The sequence below is a fragment of the Ferrovibrio sp. genome (assembly GCF_964218355.1).
In the GTDB taxonomy this organism is placed as follows: Bacteria; Pseudomonadota; Alphaproteobacteria; order Ferrovibrionales; family Ferrovibrionaceae; genus Ferrovibrio.
In genome coordinates, this window is the sequence record NZ_CAXPMC010000011.1 from 79187 (window position 1) to 99801 (window position 20615).

Below are 20615 nucleotides of genomic sequence, written 5' to 3' on the forward strand. Positions count from 1 at the left end.
GATGGCCCAGCAATCGCGCACGGTGGCCGAAAACCGCCGGGCGCGCTTCGATTATCATCTCGACGAGGTCTATGATGCCGGTGTCGTGCTGGTCGGTTCGGAGGTCAAGAGCCTCCGTGACGGCCGCGCCAGCATACAGGATGCCTATGCCGCCGAGCAGGATGGGGAAATCTGGCTGATCAACTGCCATATCCCCGAATATCATGGCGCCAACCGCTTCAACCATGAGCCCCGGCGTCTGCGCAAACTGCTGCTGAAGCGCAAGGAGATCGGTAAACTCATCGGGAGCCTGAAGCGCGGGGGCGTGACGCTGGTGCCCCTGACGATCTATTTTAACGAACGCGGCAAGGCCAAGGTGAAGATCGCCCTGGCCCGCGGCAAGAAACTGCATGACAAGCGCGAAACCGAGAAGAAGCGCGACTGGGATCGCGAGAAGCACCGGCTGATGCGCAGCAAGGGCAAGGAATGATCGCGTAATCCTGCGGGAGGCGGCCATGAGCGACGACGACTACAAGCCGGGCCTGATCGGCCAGATCAGGGACAAGCTGATCGCCTCCAAGCAGCAATGGGCCAGGGACGGCCGGCTGCTGACCGGCGAAACGTCTTCGCCCGACCGCCGCCGCCTGCCGCCAGGTCAGCGGCTGGTGCGCGACTGGCCGGTACTGGATCTCGGCGTGCAGCCGAATATCCTGCTCGACCGCTGGCAGCTGACGGTCGGCGGCCTGGTCGGCAATCCGGTGAAGCTGACCTGGAACGACTTCCTCGATCTGCCGCAGAGTGACAGCGTATCCGACATCCACTGCGTTACCGCATGGTCGCGCTATGACAACCGCTGGACTGGCGTGCTGGCCTCAGACCTGCTGAAGGCCGTCCGGCCGCATGCGGATGCGCGCCATGTGGTGTTCCAGTCCTATGATGGTTACGCGACCAACGTGACCCTGCCGATGTTTTCGGCACCGGATGTGCTGCTGGCGCATTCCTGGGACGGCAAGCCGCTGACCCGCGAGCATGGCGGGCCGGTGCGTATCGTCATGCCGCAGTATTATTTCTGGAAGTCGGCGAAGTGGGTGAAGCATATCGCCTTCCTTGACCGGGATGCGCCCGGCTACTGGGAAGTGCGGGGCTACCACAATACCGGCGACCCGTGGAAGGAAGACCGCTACGGCTAGCCGGTTGCGGCCGTGATGCGGTCGAAGACCGCGTGGAACATCGCCTCGGTCAGGCGGCCGGTATTGGTGTTGTAGCGCGAGCAGTGATAGCTGGAAAAAAGCTGGACGCCGCCGGGCAGCCCGAAGGCGGCATTGTGGCCGAAAGGCGCGGCAGAGCGCTTCACCTTCAGGGCATCCAGCACCGCCACATGGGCGATCTGCCCCAGCACCAGGATGGCCTTCAGGCGCGGCAGGGCGGCGATCTCGTGTTCGAGAAAGCTGCGCATGCAGGTCTTTGTTTCGGCCGGCGTCGGTTTGTTTTCCGGCGGTACGCATTTCACCGCATTGGTGATGCGGCAGCGCACCAGCTGCAGCCCGTCATTCGGATCGGCTCTGAACACGCCGCGGGCGAAGCCGTATCTGATCAGTGTCGAATAGAGCAGGTCGCCGGCATAGTCGCCGGTGAATGGCCGGCCGGTGCGGTTCGCGCCCTTCAGGCCCGGTGCCAGTCCGACAATCAGCAGGGCCGGGTCGGTATCGCCCCAGGGCGGCACGGGGGCATTGAAGAAGTCCGGATGGGCCGCACGGTTGGCGGTGCGGAAATCGGCGAGGCGCGGGCAGAGGCGGCAATCGCGATCCGGCAGCGCGACGGCAACGGTCATGGCGGCGGGCTCAGCGCAGATGCTTGCGCGGGTCGGCCGTGTCGATCTCATCATCGAAATCGTCCATGGCGCTGGCCGGGCTGGGCGCATAGCTGCCCTGGCCGGTGCGCAGGGTGGCCTGCACGCCGGCGGAACGCGAGGCTTCGCGGGCGGCCTGGTCGCGGGCGATCTTGGGCACAAGGTCCTGCAGTTCGATGAAGGTATCGGCCTGGCGCCGCAGTTCGTCGGCCACCATCGGCGGCTGGGTGCGGGTCGAACTGACCACGCTGACCCGCACGCCTTTGCGCTGCACGGCCTCGACCAGGCGGCGGAAATCGCCGTCGCCGGAAAACAGCACGACATGATCGACATGCGGCGCCATTTCCATCACATCGATGGCCAGTTCGATATCCATGTTGCCCTTCACCTTCCGGCGGCCCATGGCATCGGTGTATTCCTTGGCCGGCTTGGTCACCATGGTGAAGCCGTTATAGTCGAGCCAGTCGATCAGCGGCCGCAGCGGCGAATATTCCTGATCCTCGACCAGGGCCGTGTAATAGAAAGCGCGCACCAGATGCGATTCCTTGCGGAAGGCTTCCAGCAGGCGGCGATAGTCGATCTCAAAGCCGAGGCTGCGGGCCGCCGAATACAGGTTGGCGCCGTCGATGAAGAGCGCAACGCGCTCCTGAGTATAGAACTTCATGGCAAAACCCTTTTACGGTTATGACTGCACTGCGAATGACGCTCAGATCCAATGCATACACTCATAGCCGCGCTGCGATCCAAGGCAAGGGCCGGATGATTGCGAATCCGTCGCCGCAGGGCGGAATCTACATTGCGCTGGGCGCCAATCTGGCCAGCCCGGTACACGGTCCGCCGCGCCAGACCCTGGAAGCGGCCCTTGCCAGGCTTGCTGTCGAGGGAGTGACCATTGTCCGCCGCTCGTCATGGTGGCGTTCCGCGCCGTTTCCGGCCGCGGACCAGCCGGATTTCGTCAACGGCGTGGTCGAGGTCGACACGCCGCTGGATCCGCCGGCCCTGCTGGATCTGTTGCACAGGATCGAGGCGGATTTCGGGCGGGTCCGCCTTCGCACCTGGGAGGCCCGCATTCTGGATCTCGACCTGCTCGATTTCCGCGGCCAGGTCCGGCCGGCCGGTGCCGCGGATGGCCCCGGGGCCGGACCGGTCCTGCCGCATCCCCGCCTGGCCGGGCGGCTGTTCGTCCTGCTGCCCCTGCAGGAGGTGGCGCCGGGCTGGCGTCACCCGGTCGGCGGCGAAGAAATCGGGGCTTTGATCGGGGCTGCATTTCCCTTGGATATCAGCATGTTATGATGTATCATGCTGGGCATTCCGGCAGCCATGGCCGCAGAGGGCCTTGCCAGATTGCCGAATCGCCCGTAAACAGGCGCGCTTTAGCCGATTTTGCCGAGGTTGGACCATGGCCCGCGTCACCGTCGAAGACTGCATCCTGAAGATTCCGAACCGCTTCGAGCTGGTTCTGCTGGCGGCCCAGCGTGCCCGCGCCATCTCGTCCGGCGCGCCGCTGACCATCGACCGCGACAATGACAAGAACCCGGTGGTGGCCCTGCGCGAGATCGCCGACGAGACGGTGGACACCGAGGGCCTGCGCCAGCGCATGATCGGCGGCATGCAGAAGCATGTCGAGGTCGACGAGCCGGAAGAAGACAACATGGCGGCCCTGATGCAGTCCGGCGAATGGGCCGGCGTGCCGCAGGATGGCGACGAGGTGGGCGAGGGCATGTCCATCGAGGAGGCCGACGGCGACGATGACGATGCTGCCGACGAGGCCGAGCCGGCCGCGGACGAGGACTGATCCGGAAAAAATCGCCGCTTTCCAGACCGCGGCGGGCTTGTCCCCGCCGCTTTTTCGATCAAAATTAGTCTTTAGGAACAACCGTTTGCCGGAGGCGGAGAACGGGCCGGTATGATGCGTCCGCGAATCATGCGCCAGGTCGAGCTGGTCGAGAAGGTCCTCGCTTACGATCCCGATGCGGACGAGGACCTGCTCAACCGCGCCTATGTCTTCTCCATGAAGGCCCACGGCACCCAGACGCGCGCCTCGGGCGACCCGTATTTCTCCCACCCCGTCGAGGTGGCCGGCATCCTTGCCGGCATGAAGCTGGACAGCACGGCGATCGCCACCGGCCTGCTGCACGATACCCTTGAGGATACCGTCGCCACCTCGACCGAGATCGAGAAGAATTTCGGCAAGGACGTACTGCGCTTGGTCGATGGCGTCACCAAGCTGTCGCGCATCGAACTGCAGTCCGACCGTACCCGCCAGGCCGAGAATTTCCGCAAGCTGCTGCTGGCGATGTCCAACGACATCCGGGTACTGCTGGTCAAGCTGGCCGACCGGCTGCACAACATGCGCACGCTGCATTTTGTCGGCTCGCCCGACAAGCGCCGCCGCATCGCCAAGGAGACGATGGAGATCTACGTCCCGCTTGCCGACCGCATCGGCATGCAGGACCTGAAGGAGGAACTGGAAGACCTGGCCTTCGCCGAACTGAACGGCGATGCGCGTGCCTCGATCATCGCCCGCCTCGACCAGCTGCGCAGCGAGGGCGGCAGTATGGTCGACCGTATCGCCGACCGGCTCAAGCGGACCTTTGCCGAGCAGGGGATCGAGGCCTGGGTGTCGGGCCGCGAAAAGCGCCCGTTCTCGATCTGGGAGAAAATGCAGCGCAAGAACATCGCGTTCGAGCAGCTGTCCGACATCATGGCCTTCCGCGTCGTTGTGAAGGATCTTGCCGCCTGCTACCACGCGCTTGGCGTGGTGCACCAGACTTGGCCGTCGGTGCCGGGCCGTTTCAAGGACTACATCTCGACGCCGAAGCAGAATGGCTATCGCAGCCTGCACACCACGGTGATCGGTCCGGAAAACAAGCGCATCGAGGTGCAGATCCGGACCCAGCAGATGCACGACATCTCGGAACTGGGCGTCGCCGCGCACTGGCAGTACAAGCAGAACGGCAAGGAGGCACCGGAGGCCGAGGCACGGCAGTACCGCTGGCTGCGCGAATTGCTGGAAATCCTGGAACAGGCCTCGGACCCCGAGGAATTCCTCGAGCATACCAAGCTCAACATGTTCCAGGACCAGGTCTTCTGCTTCACGCCGAAAGGCGACCTGATCGCGCTGCCGCGGGATGCCACCGTGGTCGATTTCGCCTATGCGGTGCATTCCGATGTCGGCGACACCGCGGTCGGCGCCAAGGTGAACGGCCGCGTCGTGCCGTTGCGCACCACGCTGCGCAACGGCGACCAGGTGGAGATCCTGCGCTCCAAGGTGCCGGCGCCGAATCCGACCTGGCTGAACTTCGTCAAGTCGGGACGGGCCAAGTCCTGCATCAACCGCTTCATCCGCCAGCAGCAGCGCGGCCAGTATCTGGAACTCGGTCGCGCGATCCTGGCCAAGGCGTTCCGCGAGCATGACGCATCGGTGTCGGAAAAGGCCCTGGATCCGGTGGTCAAGGTGCTCAAGCTGCGCAATGCAGAGGACATCTATGTCGGTGTCGGCGACGGCAACATCACGGCACGCCAGGTCGTCAACATCGTCTTTCCCGGCAACCGCGAGGCAGAGGCCGACAAGGCGCCGCCGCTGCCCCGGCTGCACAAGCCCAGCGGCAAGACCGGCAGCGGCATCCCGATCCGCGGCCTGATCCCGGGCATGGCCATGCATTTTGCCGGCTGCTGCCACCCGCTGCCCGGCGACCGCATCGTCGGTATCGTTACCACCGGCAAGGGCGTGACCATCCACACTATCGACTGCGATGCGCTGGAACAGTTTGCCGAACAGCCGGAGCGCTGGCTTGATCTTGCCTGGGATTCGCCGGCGGAAGCCGAAAAGGCCCATGGGCATGTCGGCCGCATCAGCCTGGTGATCAACAACGAGCCCGGTGCGCTGAGCGCGGTCACCACCATCATCGCCAAGCACAAGGGCAACATCACCAACCTCAAGATCACCAACCGCACCCCGGAATTCTTCGAGATGTTCGTCGATATCGAGGTGCGCGACGTGAAGCACCTGACCAATATCATCGCGGCCCTGCGCGCCACGCCGAGCATCAGCTCGGTGGAGCGGGCCAAGGGCTGACCGGCATACGGGACGCAGGAAGGAAAAGGGAGACGGATGAACCGCGACGACGTATTGCAGCATTACCGGGACAGCGGCGCGCTGCTCGAGGGCCACTTCCTGCTGACATCCGGCCTGCACAGCCCCGTCTACATGCAGTCGGCCAGGGTGCTGATGCATCCCGAGCGTGCCGAGGCCCTGTGCCGGGCGCTGGCCGGCAAGATCCGCGCCGCACTCGGGGCGAACCCGGTCGACCTGGTCTGCTCGCCGGCCATGGGCGGCGTGGTGGTCGGCTACGAACTGGCTCGCCAGCTCGGCGTGCCGGCAATCTTCACCGAGCGGGTCGACGGCAAATTCGCCCTGCGGCGCGGTTTCGAAATACCGAAGGGCGCACGCGTGCTGATGGCCGAGGATGTCGTCACCACCGGCAAGTCCAGCCTTGAATGCATCGACTGCATCGCCGCCCATGGTGGCGTGACGGTAGCGGCTTCTTGCATTGTCGACCGGTCCGATGGCGAAGTCGATCTCGGTGTGCCGCTCTTTGCGCTCTGCGGTTTCAAGGTGCCGGCCTACCGCGAGGACGAGCTGCCGCCGGAGATGAAGAAACTGCCGGCAGTGAAGCCCGGCTCGCGCAACCTCGCCTGAATCCGGCAGGAGTTCCGGCCATGACCGCCCGTCCGCTGCGCCTCGGCATCAACATCGACCATGTGGCCACCATCCGCAATGCGCGCGGCGGCCGGCATCCGGATCCGGTGCGCGCGGCCAGGATGGCGGCGGCGGCCGGTGCCGACGGCATCACCGCGCATCTGCGCGAGGACAGGCGCCATATCTCGGATGGCGATATCGACCGGCTGATGGCCGAGATCAGCCTGCCGCTCAATCTGGAAATGGCGGCCACCGAGGAAATGCTGGCCATCGCCCTGCGGCACCGGCCGCATGCGGCCTGCATCGTGCCCGAGCGGCGTGAGGAGCGGACGACGGAAGGGGGGCTCGACGCCGCCGGCCAGTTCGACCACCTCGCACCGATGATCCGCCAGCTCTCGGCGGCCGGCATCCGGGTGTCGCTGTTCATCGAGCCCGCGATCATCCAGCTCGATGCCGCGAAGGCGCTGGGGGCCCCGGTGGTCGAGTTGCATACCGGCCGGTACTGCGAGACCGACGGCGCCGTGCAGGCGGCGGAACTGGAACGCATCCGCGCCGCGGCGGCCCATGCCGAGGCTGCCGGACTGGAATGCCATGCTGGCCACGGCCTCAGCTTCGAGACGGTGGCGCCGGTGGCCGCCATCCCGACGGTGGTCGAACTCAATATCGGCCATTTCCTGATCGGCGAGGCGATCTTCGGTGGCCTCGACGGCGCCATTCGCCGCATGCGCAGCCTGATGGACGAGGCGCGTGGCAGCCGCGCCCGTTCGGCCTGAGGCAGCCGCGGCCATGATCATCGGCATCGGCTCGGACCTGATCGATATCCGCCGCATCGAGAAGACGCTCGCGCGGTTCGGCGACCGGTTTCTCGACCGCATCTTCACGCCGGTGGAGAAGGCCCGTTCGGAGCGGCGCGCGCGCACCCGGATCGAATCCTATGCCAAGCGCTTTGCCGCCAAGGAGGCCTGCTCGAAGGCACTGGGCACCGGCTTCCGCAGGGGTGTGTTCTGGCGCGACATGGGCGTGGTCAACCTGCGCAGCGGCAAGCCCACCATGGCCCTGACCGGCGGCGCCCTGCGCCAGCTGGAGAGCCTGCTGCCGCCGGGCTGCGAGGCGCAGATCGACCTGTCGATCACCGACGAACCGCCGCTGGCCCAGGCCATCGTCATCATCAGTGCAATACCCCGGCGGCCAGCGCCGCCGGATGTGACCACGGGCGCTGGCGGGGGCGCTTGACTTTGCCGGTCCGTTCCCGGCTTGATGCTGCCCCGGCGCAGGGGGACATTTCCGCCTAAGGGATTGATTTATATGAAGCAGGAGCAGGTCGTGGCAAAAACGAAAGCGAAAGCGGGGGGCGATCTCTGGGACAGCATCCGCACGCTGATTTATGCCATCCTGATCGCCGTCGGCATCCGGACTTTCGCCTACGAGCCGTTCCATATCCCGTCGGCCTCCATGTATCCGACCCTGCTGATCGGCGACTATGTCTTCGTGTCGAAATTCTCCTATGGCTACAGCCGGTATTCCCTGCTGTTCAGCCCGCCGCTGTTCAGCGGCCGGGTACTCGACTCCGAACCGAAGCGCGGCGATGTCGTGGTGTTCCGCTTTCCGCAGGATACGTCGATCGACTATATCAAGCGGCTGGTCGGACTGCCGGGCGACCGCATCCAGATGAAGGAAGGCGCGCTCTACATCAATGGCCAGCCGGTGCAGCGCCGCCGCGTCGAGGATTTCGAACAGCGCGACCATTTCGGCAATGTGGTCGGTCGCACCAAGCAGTGGGAAGAGACACTGCCCAACGGCGTCACCTACCGCACGCTCGACCTCTATGATTTCGGCCGTGAGGACAATACCGGCGTCTTCACCGTGCCGGCCGGCCATTATTTCATGATGGGCGACAACCGCGACAATTCCCAGGACAGCCGGGTCCCGGTCGAAACCGGCGGTGTCGGTTTCGTGCCGGCCGAGAACCTGATCGGCCGCGCCGAGATACGCTGGATCTCCATCGAGCCGAGCGCCTCGCTGCTGAAGCCCTGGACGTGGTTCGGGGCTTTCCGCTGGGACCGTATGTTCACCGGAATCCGCTGAGGCCGGCGTGTCTGCCGACAGCCGCAAACTGCCGCTGGAAGAACTGCAGAGGATGCTCGGGCACCGCTTTGCCGAGCCGCGCCTGCTGGAAGAGGCGCTGGTGCACCCTTCCGCCAATCCGCGTCGCAGCCGGACGAAATCCGCCCGCCAGAAGGAAGCTGCCGCGGCACCGGCCATGCGGGACTATAACCGGCTGGAATTCATTGGCGATCGCGTTCTCGGCCTCGTGGTGGCGACCCTGCTGGCGGAGCATTATCCGGAGGCGGCGGCCGGCGAACTCGCCCTGCGCTACAACGCCCTCGTGAAGCAGGAAAGCCTGGCCCGCTTCGCGCAGTCGCTGGGGTTGGGCGACTTTATCCAGCTGTCGCGCTCCGAACGGGATTCCGGCGGTGCCGGCAAACCGGCGATCCTCGCCGATGCCTGCGAGGCCGTGGTGGCCGCGCTGTATCTGGATGGCGGGCTGAAGGTGGCCGAACGCTTCGTGCGGCGCTATATGGAACCCGTGCTGGAGGATTTCGCGGCCGGTGCGCCGAAAGACGCGAAAACCGCCCTGCAGGAATGGGCGGCGGCCCGCGGCATGGCCACCCCGCGTTACGAGGTGGTCAGCCAGGAAGGGCCGCCACACGAACCGCATTTCACCGTGGCCGTCCGTCTTGGCAGCGGCGAACCGGAAACAGGCAAGGGCGGCTCCAAGCGGGCCGCCGAACAGGAAGCCGCCGGGCATCTTCTGGCCCGGCTCGACAAGACAAGGTCATGACCGAAGAGACCCAGAATACTCCGGCGACGCCGCATTGCGGCTATGTCGCCATCGTCGGTGCGCCGAATGCCGGCAAGTCGACGCTGCTGAACCGGCTGGTCGGCGCGAAGGTGTCGATTGTCTCGAAAAAGGTGCAGACGACCCGCGCCCGCATCACCGCCATTGCCGTGCAGGACGATGCCCAGATCATCTTCCTCGATACCCCGGGCATCTTCACCCCCAAACGCCGGCTGGATCGCGCCATGGTGACGGCCGCCTGGAGCGGCATCGACGATGCCGATGCCGTGCTGCTGCTGGTCGACGCTGGCAAGGGCTATGACGACGAGAGCCGCGCCATCGTCGCGGCCCTGAAGGAGCGCAGGCGCCGCGTGCTGCTGGCCCTGAACAAGATCGACACGGTGCCGCGCGACAAGCTGCTCGGGCTGGCGAAGACGCTGAACGACGATTACCCCTTCGAGCAGACCTTCATGATTTCGGCGGAGAAGGGCAGTGGCGTCGACGACGTGCTGGCGAAGCTTGCGGCACTGATGCCGGAAGGCCCGTGGCTGTATCCGGAAGACCAGCTGGCCGATGTGCCGATGCGTTTCCTGGCTGCCGAGATCACCCGCGAACAGGTTTACCGCGCCCTGCATGAGGAGCTGCCTTACGCGATCACCGTCGAGACCGAGAACTGGACCGACCAGAAGAAGGACGGATCGGCGCGGATCGAGCAGGTGATCTATGTCGAGCGCGACAGCCAGAAGAAGATCGTGCTGGGCCAGGGCGGCCAGATGATCAAGCGGATCGGCGCCAAGGCGCGCGAGGAGATGCAGGTGCAGTTCGACCGCAAGGTCCACCTGTTCCTGTTCGTGAAGGTGCGCGAGGACTGGGGCGACGATCCCGAGCGCTACCAGGCCATGGGCCTGGATTTCCCCAAGGGCTGAACCGGCCTAGACGCCGAGCAGCAGGAAGATTGCCGGCACGGTGACGAAGGCAAGCAGGGTGGTGACCGTCACGATGGCGGCGGCCAGCGGGGCGTTGCCGCCCATCTGGCGGGCGAGGATGTAGCTGGCGCTGGCGGTCGGCATGGTTCCCCACAGGACCAGAATCTTGGTTTCCAGCGGTCCCAGGCCCCAGAGCCGGCTGAGGCCGAACAGCATCGCCGGGTAGACCAGCAGCTTCAGGACACAGGCGAAGCCGAGCGGCTGCAGGCTGGCCCGCATGGCATGCCATTGCAGGCCGGCCCCCACGGTCAGCAGGCCCATCGGTGCGGCAACGCTGCCCAGCATCTTGAAGACCGGGGCGATGCCCGGCGGCAGGGTGATGTCCAGCAGATTGAGCGCAATGCCGATCAGGCAGGCGACGATCAGCGGATTCTTGGCCAGGAACAGCGCCTGGTCGCGCAGGCTGGTGCCCCGGCCATGGTCCCCATAGCGCGCCAGGGTCAGCACGCACATCACGTTGATGATCGGAATCGCCATCGAGATGGCGACGGCGAACAGGGTCAGACCGGCACCGCCTTCCAGTGCCGTGACGGCGCCGAGCCCGACGAAGGTGTTGAACCGCACCGCGCCCTGGAAGACGGAGGTGAAGCCCGGGCCATCCACCTTCATCAGCGGCCGCAGCAGATAGACCAGCCCGCCCTGCAGCAGCAGGGCGATCAGCAGGGCCCCCAGCATGCCGGTCGGGTCGAGATTGCCGAGCTTTGCATTGGCCAGGTTGTCGATCAGCAGGGCCGGGAAGAACAGGAAATAGGTTGCCTTGTCGGCCAGCGGCCAGAAGGCGTCGCCGGGGAAATTGCCGCGTTTCATGCCGGCGCCGATGGCGATCAGCAGGAAGACGGGCACGATGGCGAAAATCACGGCGAGCATGGGAAGGACTCAAAGGTGGGGACGGACTGGTATTCGCCGCACTCTAGCCCATGCGGACCGGATTGCTAGCCGGCCAGCAGGATCAGCAGTTCGAGCCCCTTGTTGGCCAGGCTGAAGCCGAGATACAGCGCGAAGGCGCGCAGCGCGGCCTCGCGCCAGGTCGGGCAGTGGCAGGGCTGCGGCCCGGCAGCCGGCAGGGCGGTGATGGTCTCGGCGATCACGTCGGTGACCGCTGGCCGGTGCTCTTCCGGCTCCTGCTGGGGGATCCAGTATTCGGCCACCCGGGTGCGGCGCGGACCATAGATGCGGCGCCAGCGGAAGGCCTCGGCTTCGGCACTGTCGGCATCGCCATGGGAGGCGCGCGGAATCCAGCTGTCCGCCAGCTGGGTCAGCACGACGTAGCGGGGGACGACGATTTCAGCCTGCAATCCCATGGGGCCAGCCTAGGCCATCGGCGTTAACGATTCTTAAACAGCAGTTAATCCCCGGTGCGGCTAGAAAAACCCTGACAGGACGGCTGCTTGGCTCTGGCCGGGCAGGCGGGGGCTGGCTATGCTCCGGACCCTGCATTTACGTTCGAGCCTGCATATACGTTCGAGGGAGCGACCAGCCCATGAAAAAGCCCGCCAAAAAGGCTGCATCGAAGCGCAAATCCGTCATGAAGGGCGGCAAGATCGACAAGGCGATGCTGCCCAGCCGCCATGTCACCGAGGGCCCCGAGCGCGCCCCGCACCGCAGCTACTATTACGCCATGGGCCTGACCGAGAAGGAAATCCACCAGCCCTTCATCGGCGTGGTCACCACCTGGAACGAGGCGGCGCCCTGCAACATCACCCTGGGCCGGCAGGCGCAGTCGGTGAAGAAGGGGGTGAAGGCCGCCGGTGGCACGCCGCGCGAATTCACCACCATCACCGTCACCGACGGCATCGCCATGGGCCACCAGGGCATGAAGTCGTCGCTGATCAGCCGCGAGGTGATCGCCGACAGCACCGAGCTGACCGTGCGCGGCCATTGCTACGACGCGCTGGTCGGCCTGGCCGGCTGCGACAAGTCGCTGCCCGGCCTGATGATGGCCATGGTGCGGCTGAACATCCCGTCGATCTTCATGTATGGCGGCTCGATCCTGCCGGGCCGCTTCCGCGGCCGCGACGTCACCGTGGTCGATGTCTTCGAGGCGGTCGGCCAGCATGCCGCCGGCAAGATGGGCGACAGGGACCTGCATGAACTGGAATGCGTCGCCTGCCCGTCGGCCGGTTCCTGCGGCGGCCAGTTCACGGCCAACACCATGGCCTGCGTTTCGGAAGCCATCGGCCTCGCGCTGCCCGGTTCGGCCGGCGCCCCGGCACCGTACGAGACCCGCGACCAGTATGCCGAGGCGTCGGGCAAGCAGATCCTGGAGCTGATCAAGCTCGGCATCCGCCCGCGCGACATCGTGACGAAGAAGGCGCTGGAGAATGCCGCCCGCGTGGTCGCTGCCACCGGCGGCTCGACCAACGGCGCGCTGCACCTGCCGGCCATCGCCCATGAGGCCGGCATCAGGTTCGACCTCGACGACGTGGCCAAGATCTTCAAGTCGACGCCCTATATCGCCGACCTCAAGCCCGGCGGGCGCTATGTCGCCAAGGACATGTACGAGATCGGCGGCGTGCAGGTGGTGCTGAACGAACTGTTCAAGGGCGGCTATATCCATGGCGACTGCCTGACCGTCACCGGCAAGACCATCGAGCAGAACCTGAAGGGTGTGAAATTCCCCAAGGACCAGGACGTGGTGCGCCCGATCACCAACCCGATCACCCCCACCGGCGGCGTGGTCGGCCTGAAGGGCAACCTGGCACCGCGCGGCGCCATCGTGAAGGTGGCCGGCATGGCCCGCCTGAAACATGTCGGACCGGCCCGCGTATTCGACTCGGAAGAGGCCGCCTTCGAGGCCGTGCAGAAGAAGAAGTACAAGGAAGGCGACGTGATCGTCATCCGCTACGAGGGTCCGCGCGGCGGCCCCGGCATGCGCGAGATGCTGTCGACCACGTCCGCCATCTACGGCCAGGGCATGGGCGAGAAGGTGGCGCTGATCACTGACGGGCGCTTCTCGGGCGGCACCCGCGGCTTCTGCGTCGGCCATGTCGGCCCGGAAGCGGCGGTCGGCGGCCCGATCGGCCTGATCAAGAATGGCGACATCATCACCATCGACGCCGTGAAGGGCATTCTCTCGGTCGACCTCTCGGCCAAGGAACTGGCGGCGCGCAAGAAGAAGTGGAAGCCGCGCAAGACCGACTACCAGTCGGGCACCCTGTGGAAATACGCCCAGACCGTGGGCGATGCCCATGACGGGGCGGTGACGCATCCCGGCGGCGCGAAGGAAACCAGCGAATACGCCGATATCTGACCTGACCATCCCCGAAGGGCGCCCGTTGCGGCGCCCTTCTTCTTTGCCGCGATAAGAACCGAGCCCCCCATGTCCCAGACCTTCCGCGTTGCCATTGCCGGCTTCCAGCACGAGACCAATACCTTTGCGCCGACCCGGGCCGGGCTGGCGAATTTCATCGCCGGCGAGGGCTGGCCGCCGCTGACCGAGGGCGCGGCGATCTTCGAGACTTTCGAGCCGATGAACATCCCCATCGGCGGGTTCATCGCCGCCGCGAAAAAACTGCAATGGGACCTGCATCCGATCGTCTGGGCGGCGGCGCAGCCGTCGTCTTACGTCACCGACGAGGCCTTCGACTACGTCGCCAAAAAGATCACCGACGGCATCGCCGCCCTCAAGGGCCGCATCGACGCGGTGTATCTCGACCTGCATGGCGCCATGGTCACCGAAAGCCATGAGGACGGCGAGGGCGAGCTGCTGCGGCGCGTGCGTGCCATCGTCGGGCCGGGCATACCTGTGGTCGCCAGCCTCGACCTGCATGTCAACATCACCGAGGCGATGGTGCATGACAGCGACATGCTGATCGCCTACCGTACCTATCCGCATCTCGACATGGCGGTGACCGGCGGCAGGGTCGCCCGCCACCTGGAAAGACTGCTGACCGGCGAGCGGCCGAAACAGGCGAAGGCGCTCCGCAAGCTGCCGTTTCTCATTCCGCTGACCGCGCAATGCACCTTCATCGAGCCCTGCCGCTCCATCTACGAGGAGCTGGAGCGGATGGAATCCGGCGCGGTCTCGTCGCTGTCGTTTGCGCCGGGCTTCCACCCGGCCGATATCCGCGACTGCGGCCCGGCCGTGATCGCCTATGCCGACACGCAGGATGCCGCCGACCGCGCCGCCGACCAGCTTGCCCGCCACATCACCGAGCGCGAGGCGGAATTCCGCACCCGGCTGCTGAGCCCCGAGGCGGCGATTGCCGAGGCCCGCGCCATGATCCGCGCCGGCGCCAGCAAATCCGTGGTGCTGGCCGACGTGCAGGACAATCCCGGCGCGGGGGCCACCTGCGACACCACCGGGCTGATTGCGGCGCTGGTGGCCGAGGGCGTGCCCGATGCCGCCATCTGCCAGCTCTACGACCCCGAGGCGGCCCGGCTGGCGCACCAGGCGGGCGAGGGCGCCGCGCTGGAGATCGCGCTGGGCGCCAAGCTGTTCTCCGGCGGCGGCACCGCGCCGCTGCGCCACCGCTTCGAGGTGGCGAAGCTCGGCGACGGCCGTTTTCTCTGCACCGGGCCGTTCTACAGGGGCGCCCGCACCAATCTCGGACCCCAGGCCCTGCTGCGGGTGCGCAGCCCGGACTCGCCGCCGGGCCGCGGCATCGACATCGTGGTCAGCTCGACCCGCCTGCAGGCCGGCGACAAGGAGCAGTTCCGGCACTTAGGCATCGAGCCCGGCGAGCGGCCGATCCTCGGCCTGAAAAGCACCGTGCATTTCCGCGGCGACTTCACCGACATCGCCCACGAGATCCTGACGGTGGAAAGCCCCGGCGCCTTCATCGAGCGGGCCGAGACTTTGCCCTATGCCCGCCTGCGCAGGGGCATCCGGCTCAGCCCGCGCGGACGCATACATCAGTAGTCCGGCGCCAGGATCAGGCACCAGCGAACCCGGCATGTCTCCTTTCCGCCGCGCCGGAGCCCGGAACGGCTGTGCCGGGTTCGCTGCGGTTCGTCCTGGTTCGCGACGGTTCATTCCGGTTCGCAGCGGTTCAGTTCGGTTCATAACGGTTCGTTTCGGTTCGTCTCGGCTCCAACGCCTTGATCCGGGCCGGTTTTGTCAGAACCGGCCAATGGAGCCTGTGACTGGAACATTTAGCGTACGGACGGCCGGATTCAAGGGCCGGGTTTCGCGATACAGCTCGTTCATCCGAATCGGACCACTCCAAAGATCGTCGCCCCGGCCAGGCGTCAGCGCGAGCCGGGGCCCATGCGGTAGCGCTACATCATTGCTGTAGCCGACAGGGGCACGGAAAGGGCGGCTGGACCCCGGGTCTTCGCCCGGGGTGACGATCTGGGGGCGGGGCAAGGGGAATACAACCGTCTCCCGGATTTTGCCGGGTCTCATGAATCTCATAAATCGTCGCCCCGGCCCTGAGCCGGGGCCCAGGCAGCGGCACAGACGGGGATGGCCGGAGCAAATCCGGCCAAGACGACGGCAGAAAACCGGCGCTACACTGCCGGCAACAAGAAGAAACGATCCGAGGAACACCGTATGCAGGCCGATCCCCTACAGCCCGACTTCATGCAGCCCAATCCCGTGCAGGCTGAGTCCGCAGCAAAGCCCGTCACCGCCCGCGATCTCTTCTCGGCCGGCGAACTGGCCCGGCTCGGCCGGCGCTCAGACGTGGTGGGCGCGGCCCTCGTGCTGCATGCCTGGGCGCTGATCGGCGGCGCCATGGCGCTGTTCGTGGCCTGGCCGAACCCGCTGACCTTCATCGCCGCCGTGATGGTGATCGGCGGGCGGCAGCTCGGGCTCGCCATCCTGATGCACGATGCCGCCCATGGCCTGCTGTTCCGCACGCGGCGCTGGAACGAGTTCGCCGGCCAGTGGCTGTGCGCCTATCCGGTCGGCACCGATCTGCATCTCTACCGGCCCTATCACCTGAAGCATCATCGCTTCACCCAGCAGGCAGACGACCCCGACCTCGTGCTGTCGGCGCCGTTCCCCGTCACCCGCCGCAGCCTGTGGCGCAAGATCCGCCGCGACCTCACCGGCATCAGCGGCCTGCGCCGCCGCGCGGACCAGTGGCGGGGGGCGTGGGGCGGGAAGGGAGACAGGTGGACGGAGCGCCGGGCGCGGCTGCTGCGGCTCGGCATCGCCGGCGGGCTTGGCGCCAATCTGGCGCTGTTCGCACTGCTGGCCGCACTCGGATACTGGTGGCTGTATCCGGCGCTGTGGCTGCTGCCTTTGTTCACCTGGTACCAGCTGGTCAGCCGCATCCGCAACATCGCCGAGCATGCCATGGTGCCCGACAACGACGATGCCTTGCGCAACACCCGCACGACCTATGCCGGAGGACTGACGCGACTGCTGCTGGCGCCCTACTGGGTGAACTATCATCTCGAACACCATCTCGCCCTGCAGGTGCCCTGCTGGCGGCTGCCGCAGGCGCATCGCCTGCTGCTGGGCCGGGGCTATGGCGGGAAGATGGAGATCCGGAAATCCTACGCGGCCGTGCTGCGGCTGGCGGCGAGCGCGATTGCTGAGGGCGGCAGCGGGCCGAGAGCGGCGAGCGTGGGGCGGATATAAGCTTTTAGGTGCCAGACAATGAACGGCATCTCGCATGCAATGGTAGGCGTAATTGGGACTGATCTGTGACATTGAAATGTAACGCCGCGCGAAATACGATGCTTTTATAACTGTTGCACGTGTTTGGGGGGAATCCGTGCGGGTTCATGAATACACGATTATTGGCCACAGTAGGGCGAAGATCGGGCGGTGGCTGGCCATCGGCGCGGGGCTTATTGCGTCCGGAGGGGTGACTGTAGGGATTGCGGCTATTGATCTCGCAAAAAGAGCTGGCATCGAAACATCAGGCTCATTGATTATTTGGCCAATCACGTCTGGCGTCGTGTTTGCCGCTCTGTATTTCTCATTCGATTACTGGATTTGGAAGTTGCCCGTAGCTTCGCGGTTACTAAACATTCCGAACTTGGCCGGTAAATGGGAGGTTACTGGGCAGTCGCTTGGGCAGAAAGGTGAAGTTCTTCACGATTGGAAGGGGCTGATAACCATTACTCAGTCGTGGGAGAAAATTCGTGTCTTTCTAGAAACTAAGACTTCAGACTCATACAGCATTTCTGCAGCGTTATTGCCTGATCGAGATATTGGGTGCCGGCTTATGTATTCCTATAGGAATGAGCCGAAGTTAGGTAATCCCGACCTAAAGCCTCACGATGGATACGCGGAGATAATTTTTCATCCTAAGAATGGAGTTGGTAATGGTGACTATTTCAACAAGCAAAGATTTACTTTCGGGACAACAAAATTGAAAAAGGTTGGATAAATGCCGCGCGACTTTGACACTCGATTGAGTCGGGCTTTGGCTCGGCGTCAGGATTTGACAAAAGGGCTAAATGAAGCCTTGGCGATTAATCTTGAACCGCAGTGGAAGCGTAGTAATCAGAAGTCCGTGCGGTATGCTTTTCTGGCAATGGCGGAGCTCGATGATAGTTATACGAGAAAGAGCTACGAGGAAGGCGATAGAGTCATCAACCAATTAAAAAGTAAGTTGGGCGAGGCAGGGCTTCCGGTAGACTTCGAATACCAAGGCTCGGTCCCATTGAATATTCATATAAGATTTCAGAGCGATATTGATGTGCTTGTGCTCTCAAATCGAGTTTTGACATACAACTCGAGTGGTCCTCGAGCGTCTCACTACACGCCGACCAATCTTGTTGCAAAGGAAGAAGTCAAAGACATCCGTAGGGCAAGTGAGGCGATACTAACGGCGGCTTATCCGGCGGCTCAAATTGATATCACGGGGCGTAAATCAATCACGCTGTCCGGAGGGAGCTTATCTAGAAAGGTCGATATTGTACCGGCTCATTGGCATGACGATATTGAATATCAAAGAACGATGGACAAGGTGTTCCGTAAGGTTTGCATATGGAATAAGAGCGAAGACAAGATTATTGAGAACTTGCCATTCCTGCACATGGCTAGAATCAATGAGAAGGAGCGAGATTCAAGCGGGGGTACAAAAAAGATTGTTAGATTGCTGAAGACGTTAAGGGCTGACGCCGAACCGCGCGTGGAAATTTCTAGCTATGACATCGCTTCAATAGTTTGGCATTTTGATAGCGACAGCATGAGGGTGATTCCTGAGAGAGATTTGACGCTTGTCGCTATTGCAAGGGATAATCTTGAATATCTTGTAAACAATAAGTCTACGGCAGAAGGGTTAATGACGCCGGATGGTACTCGGCGCATTCTCAATGAATCTGGAAAGTACGATCAACTTCGGCGTTTATTTGCTGAGGTGAAAGAACTGTCTGAAAATATTGCTGATGAAATAGAGTCGGTCGAAACTCCGCTGTCAAAAGCACTGGGGCGTGTATCTTCTGGTGGGGATGTTAGTAGAGTTTTGCGAGAGGCTTATATTCCGCGATAATTAATCCTCTTAGCGCAACGTTGCGGCGAAGATACTCTTGACCAAGTATGGTTCTCTCTGCCCCCCCGAAACAAATCACCGCCGCCCTGGCGTGCCATCCGGCGCCGGTACGCAGGCGGCTGCTGCAGATTCGCGCGCTGATCTACGCGGTCGCCGCTGAGACCGAGGGCGTCGGCGTGCTGACCGAGACACTGAAATGGGGCGAGCCGGCCTATCTGACCGCCAGCGGCAGCGGCACCACCATCCGCCTCGGCGCCACCAGGGCCGCGCCCGACCGATGCGCGGTATTCGTGAACTGCCAGACCAGCCTGATCGACGGTTTCCGCGCGCAGTTCGGCGACCTGTTCGGCTATGAGGGCAATCGCGCCCTGCTGATCCCGGCGACCGGCCGGCTGCCGGCCGTGCCGCTCAGCCTCTGCCTGCGGGCGGCGCTGACGTATCATCAGCAGAAGAAGACAGCCGCCACGCGCCAGGGCTGACTCCGAACACGTCCCTGAACATTGCGTTGAAGGTGGAAAGATCGCCGAAGCCGCAATCGAAGGCGATGGCGGCGATGCCGTCATGGCACGCACGCAGCCGCAGGGCGGCGCGGCGCAGGCGTAAGGAGATCAGGTAATCGTAAGGCGTGCTGCCGGTGATGCGGCGGAAGCAGCGCAGGAAATGGTATTTGCTCATGCAGGCGAGCGATGCCAGCGCATCCAGGCTGTGCGGCTCGGCGGCCGTTTCCTCCATATGCCGCAGCACGGCGGCGATGCGTCTGTGATCCCGCGCCGATGGCGTGGCGGCGGCGGGCGGCGCGCCGCTTAACGTGGTCAGCACCCGGGCGGCCAGCGCGATGGCGGATTCCTCGATCTGCTGCGTATCCGCGCCGGCCATGGTGTAGCTCTGCAGCCGCGCCAGTGCCGGGGTGAGGGGCCGCAGGGCCGGCAGCATCGCCTGGCCGAAGCGGAACCGCGCGCCGCCGGCGCGGCTGGCGGCCATCTCGCTGAACAGGTCGACCTCGAAATGCAAAGCAAGGCAGCGGTCGCCCCGGCTGTGGCGGTGGCCGCATTCGAAACAGGCGCCGGCATTGCCCAGCAGCAGGCTGCCGGCATGCAGCAGCACATCGCCGGTATCGGTGCGGTAGCGGAAGCTGCCCTGTGTGACCAGCGAGATCGACATGGTGGCGTGGCGTTCTTCCGCGTCGCGGTCGTCCGGCCCGGCGCGGCAGACGATGTCGCGCAACACCCAGCCGGCGCCGGAGGCGAGATTGCGGCTGGTCAGGGTGGGGGCGCGGTCGGCCAGATCGGCGAGGTCGGACATGACGCCAGAATAGCAACATTCCCCAAGCCGGGGCAGGGGCCGGCCGGGCAGGCTGGCGGCCTTCGCAACCCGTGATCCCTGAAGAGGACGCTTTTCCCATGTTGAATCACATTTCCCTCGGCACCGCCGATCTCGCCCGCGCCCGCAGGTTTTATGACGCCGCCCTCAAGCCGCTCGGCCTGACCTGCACGTCGCCGGGCGAGACCTCGCTGGGCTACGGCAACGCAGAGACCGGCGCCATTCCGCTGTGGCTGCTGGCGGTGAAGAAGCCGGTGAAGGCCGATGCGCAGAACGGCCTGCATCTGTGTTTCGACGCGCCCAGCCGCAGGGCGGTGGATGCCTTCCACGCCGCGGCGCTGAAGGCCGGCGGCAGCGACAACGGCAAACCGGGCCTGCGCGCCGATTACGGCGAGAATTACTACGCGGCCTTCGTGGTCGATCCCGACGGCTACCGGCTGGAGGCGTATTGCGGGGCGGCGAAGTAGGCTGTTCCCATAGCTCGTCGCCCCGGCCAGGCGTCAGCGCGAGCCGGGGCCCATGCTTCATCGCCGCGTCATCCGGC

The 20615-nt window shown here is 64.6% G+C and carries 23 protein-coding genes; 18 read left to right on the forward strand and 5 right to left on the reverse strand.

The genetic code is table 11. From position 1 onward, the window contains the following. Position 1 precedes the first annotated feature (1 nt). Positions 2-469, forward strand: coding sequence for an SsrA-binding protein SmpB (gene smpB / locus ACEQZY_RS07095; RefSeq protein ID WP_341703579.1), 468 nt, complete (start codon positions 2-4; stop codon positions 467-469). A gap of 25 nt (positions 470-494) precedes the next feature. Continuing rightward, a complete protein-coding gene (locus ACEQZY_RS07100) occupies positions 495-1169 on the forward strand; it encodes a sulfite oxidase-like oxidoreductase (protein WP_370153263.1) in 675 nt (224 codons plus the stop codon). Here ACEQZY_RS07100 and ACEQZY_RS07105 read toward each other — a convergent pair. Then, positions 1166-1810, reverse strand: coding sequence for a uracil-DNA glycosylase (locus ACEQZY_RS07105; protein WP_341703581.1), 645 nt, complete (start codon positions 1808-1810; stop codon positions 1166-1168). The genes ACEQZY_RS07100 and ACEQZY_RS07105 overlap by 4 nt on opposite strands. Positions 1811-1820: 10 nt before the next feature. After that, positions 1821-2492, reverse strand: a complete 672-nt coding sequence (locus tag ACEQZY_RS07110) for an NYN domain-containing protein (RefSeq protein WP_341703582.1) — start codon at positions 2490-2492, stop codon at positions 1821-1823. A gap of 95 nt (positions 2493-2587) precedes the next feature. On the opposite strand from ACEQZY_RS07110, the gene folK reads away from it, so the two are divergent. The 9 genes from folK (at position 2588) to era (ending at position 10295) form a co-directional block, all read left to right on the forward strand. Continuing rightward, positions 2588-3121, forward strand: a complete 534-nt coding sequence (gene folK, locus ACEQZY_RS07115) for a 2-amino-4-hydroxy-6-hydroxymethyldihydropteridine diphosphokinase (protein ID WP_370153265.1) — start codon at positions 2588-2590, stop codon at positions 3119-3121. Between the two features lie 106 nt (positions 3122-3227). Further along, a complete protein-coding gene (rpoZ, locus tag ACEQZY_RS07120) occupies positions 3228-3623 on the forward strand; it encodes a DNA-directed RNA polymerase subunit omega (protein WP_341703584.1) in 396 nt (131 codons plus the stop codon). A 111-nt stretch (positions 3624-3734) separates the two neighbouring features. Next, positions 3735-5906, forward strand: a complete 2172-nt coding sequence (locus ACEQZY_RS07125; RefSeq protein WP_341703585.1) for a bifunctional (p)ppGpp synthetase/guanosine-3',5'-bis(diphosphate) 3'-pyrophosphohydrolase — start codon at positions 3735-3737, stop codon at positions 5904-5906. Positions 5907-5942: 36 nt separating this feature from the next. Then, positions 5943-6530, forward strand: a complete 588-nt coding sequence (pyrE, locus tag ACEQZY_RS07130) for an orotate phosphoribosyltransferase (protein WP_370153268.1) — start codon at positions 5943-5945, stop codon at positions 6528-6530. A gap of 20 nt (positions 6531-6550) precedes the next feature. Next, positions 6551-7303 carry a pyridoxine 5'-phosphate synthase gene (locus tag ACEQZY_RS07135; RefSeq protein ID WP_341703587.1) on the forward strand — a complete coding sequence of 251 codons (753 nt, stop codon included), beginning with the start codon at positions 6551-6553 and terminating at the stop codon, positions 7301-7303. Between the two features lie 13 nt (positions 7304-7316). Continuing rightward, positions 7317-7763 (forward strand): holo-ACP synthase, encoded by a 447-nt coding sequence (gene acpS, locus ACEQZY_RS07140; RefSeq protein WP_370153270.1) that lies wholly within the window; start codon positions 7317-7319, stop codon positions 7761-7763. Positions 7764-7853: 90 nt separating this feature from the next. Further along, a complete protein-coding gene (gene lepB, locus ACEQZY_RS07145) occupies positions 7854-8615 on the forward strand; it encodes a signal peptidase I (RefSeq protein ID WP_341703589.1) in 762 nt (253 codons plus the stop codon). Between the two features lie 7 nt (positions 8616-8622). Next, positions 8623-9372, forward strand: coding sequence for a ribonuclease III (gene rnc / locus ACEQZY_RS07150; RefSeq protein WP_341703590.1), 750 nt, complete (start codon positions 8623-8625; stop codon positions 9370-9372). Then, positions 9369-10295: a GTPase Era gene (gene era / locus ACEQZY_RS07155; RefSeq protein WP_370153273.1), complete on the forward strand. Its 927-nt coding sequence runs from the start codon at positions 9369-9371 to the stop codon at positions 10293-10295. The genes rnc and era overlap by 4 nt, the downstream gene beginning before the upstream one ends. 6 nt (positions 10296-10301) lie before the next feature. Here the strand turns inward: era and ACEQZY_RS07160 are convergent, their stop codons facing one another. Beyond that, a complete protein-coding gene (locus ACEQZY_RS07160; protein WP_341703592.1) occupies positions 10302-11222 on the reverse strand; it encodes an AEC family transporter in 921 nt (306 codons plus the stop codon). Positions 11223-11287: 65 nt separating this feature from the next. Next, the gene (locus ACEQZY_RS07165) at positions 11288-11656 is read right to left on the reverse strand and encodes a hypothetical protein (protein WP_341703593.1); all 369 of its coding nucleotides are present in this window, start codon (positions 11654-11656) and stop codon (positions 11288-11290) included. A 224-nt stretch (positions 11657-11880) separates the two neighbouring features. Here ACEQZY_RS07165 and ilvD point away from each other — a divergent pair, with 224 nt between their 5' ends. The 6 genes from ilvD (at position 11881) to ACEQZY_RS07195 (ending at position 19230) form a co-directional block, all read left to right on the forward strand. Beyond that, entirely contained in the window at positions 11881-13605 is a 1725-nt protein-coding gene (gene ilvD / locus ACEQZY_RS07170; protein ID WP_370153352.1) for a dihydroxy-acid dehydratase, read from the forward strand. A 69-nt stretch (positions 13606-13674) separates the two neighbouring features. Next, a complete protein-coding gene (locus ACEQZY_RS07175) occupies positions 13675-15216 on the forward strand; it encodes a M81 family metallopeptidase (protein WP_370153276.1) in 1542 nt (513 codons plus the stop codon). A 633-nt stretch (positions 15217-15849) separates the two neighbouring features. Next, complete coding sequence (locus ACEQZY_RS07180) at positions 15850-16887, forward strand: fatty acid desaturase family protein (RefSeq protein WP_370153278.1); 1038 nt, start codon at positions 15850-15852, stop codon at positions 16885-16887. A gap of 136 nt (positions 16888-17023) precedes the next feature. After that, positions 17024-17644, forward strand: a complete 621-nt coding sequence (locus tag ACEQZY_RS07185; protein WP_370153280.1) for a hypothetical protein — start codon at positions 17024-17026, stop codon at positions 17642-17644. Further along, positions 17645-18751 (forward strand): hypothetical protein, encoded by a 1107-nt coding sequence (locus ACEQZY_RS07190; RefSeq protein ID WP_370153282.1) that lies wholly within the window; start codon positions 17645-17647, stop codon positions 18749-18751. Positions 18752-18798: 47 nt separating this feature from the next. After that, positions 18799-19230, forward strand: coding sequence for a DUF1801 domain-containing protein (locus ACEQZY_RS07195; protein WP_370153284.1), 432 nt, complete (start codon positions 18799-18801; stop codon positions 19228-19230). On the opposite strand, the gene ACEQZY_RS07200 is transcribed toward ACEQZY_RS07195, so the two are convergent. Continuing rightward, on the reverse strand, positions 19160-20053 hold the full coding sequence (locus tag ACEQZY_RS07200) for a helix-turn-helix domain-containing protein (protein WP_370153286.1): 894 nt from the start codon (positions 20051-20053) through the stop codon (positions 19160-19162). The two genes, ACEQZY_RS07195 and ACEQZY_RS07200, sit on opposite strands and share 71 nt — an antisense overlap. A gap of 98 nt (positions 20054-20151) precedes the next feature. Here ACEQZY_RS07200 and ACEQZY_RS07205 point away from each other — a divergent pair, with 98 nt between their 5' ends. After that, positions 20152-20538: a VOC family protein gene (locus ACEQZY_RS07205; RefSeq protein WP_370153288.1), complete on the forward strand. Its 387-nt coding sequence runs from the start codon at positions 20152-20154 to the stop codon at positions 20536-20538. Positions 20539-20615: the final 77 nt, after the last annotated feature.

Coding starts and splice junctions, on each gene's coding strand:
- rpoZ (WP_341703584.1), top strand. CDS start 3,228: ATGGCCCGCGTCACCGTCGAAGACTGCATCCTGAAGATTCCGAACCGC.
- ACEQZY_RS07135 (WP_341703587.1), top strand. CDS start 6,551: ATGACCGCCCGTCCGCTGCGCCTCGGCATCAACATCGACCATGTGGCC.
- ilvD (WP_370153352.1), top strand. CDS start 11,881: ATGAAGGGCGGCAAGATCGACAAGGCGATGCTGCCCAGCCGCCATGTC.
- ACEQZY_RS07190 (WP_370153282.1), top strand. CDS start 17,645: ATGCCGCGCGACTTTGACACTCGATTGAGTCGGGCTTTGGCTCGGCGT.
- ACEQZY_RS07100 (WP_370153263.1), top strand. CDS start 495: ATGAGCGACGACGACTACAAGCCGGGCCTGATCGGCCAGATCAGGGAC.
- pyrE (WP_370153268.1), top strand. CDS start 5,943: ATGAACCGCGACGACGTATTGCAGCATTACCGGGACAGCGGCGCGCTG.
- era (WP_370153273.1), top strand. CDS start 9,369: ATGACCGAAGAGACCCAGAATACTCCGGCGACGCCGCATTGCGGCTAT.
- acpS (WP_370153270.1), top strand. CDS start 7,317: ATGATCATCGGCATCGGCTCGGACCTGATCGATATCCGCCGCATCGAG.
- ACEQZY_RS07200 (WP_370153286.1), bottom strand. CDS start 20,053: ATGTCCGACCTCGCCGATCTGGCCGACCGCGCCCCCACCCTGACCAGC.
- ACEQZY_RS07165 (WP_341703593.1), bottom strand. CDS start 11,656: ATGGGATTGCAGGCTGAAATCGTCGTCCCCCGCTACGTCGTGCTGACC.
- ACEQZY_RS07175 (WP_370153276.1), top strand. CDS start 13,675: ATGTCCCAGACCTTCCGCGTTGCCATTGCCGGCTTCCAGCACGAGACC.
- smpB (WP_341703579.1), top strand. CDS start 2: ATGGCCCAGCAATCGCGCACGGTGGCCGAAAACCGCCGGGCGCGCTTC.
- ACEQZY_RS07110 (WP_341703582.1), bottom strand. CDS start 2,492: ATGAAGTTCTATACTCAGGAGCGCGTTGCGCTCTTCATCGACGGCGCC.
- ACEQZY_RS07180 (WP_370153278.1), top strand. CDS start 15,850: ATGCAGGCCGATCCCCTACAGCCCGACTTCATGCAGCCCAATCCCGTG.
- ACEQZY_RS07125 (WP_341703585.1), top strand. CDS start 3,735: ATGATGCGTCCGCGAATCATGCGCCAGGTCGAGCTGGTCGAGAAGGTC.
- ACEQZY_RS07205 (WP_370153288.1), top strand. CDS start 20,152: ATGTTGAATCACATTTCCCTCGGCACCGCCGATCTCGCCCGCGCCCGC.
- ACEQZY_RS07195 (WP_370153284.1), top strand. CDS start 18,799: ATGGTTCTCTCTGCCCCCCCGAAACAAATCACCGCCGCCCTGGCGTGC.
- folK (WP_370153265.1), top strand. CDS start 2,588: ATGATTGCGAATCCGTCGCCGCAGGGCGGAATCTACATTGCGCTGGGC.
- ACEQZY_RS07160 (WP_341703592.1), bottom strand. CDS start 11,222: ATGCTCGCCGTGATTTTCGCCATCGTGCCCGTCTTCCTGCTGATCGCC.
- ACEQZY_RS07105 (WP_341703581.1), bottom strand. CDS start 1,810: ATGACCGTTGCCGTCGCGCTGCCGGATCGCGATTGCCGCCTCTGCCCG.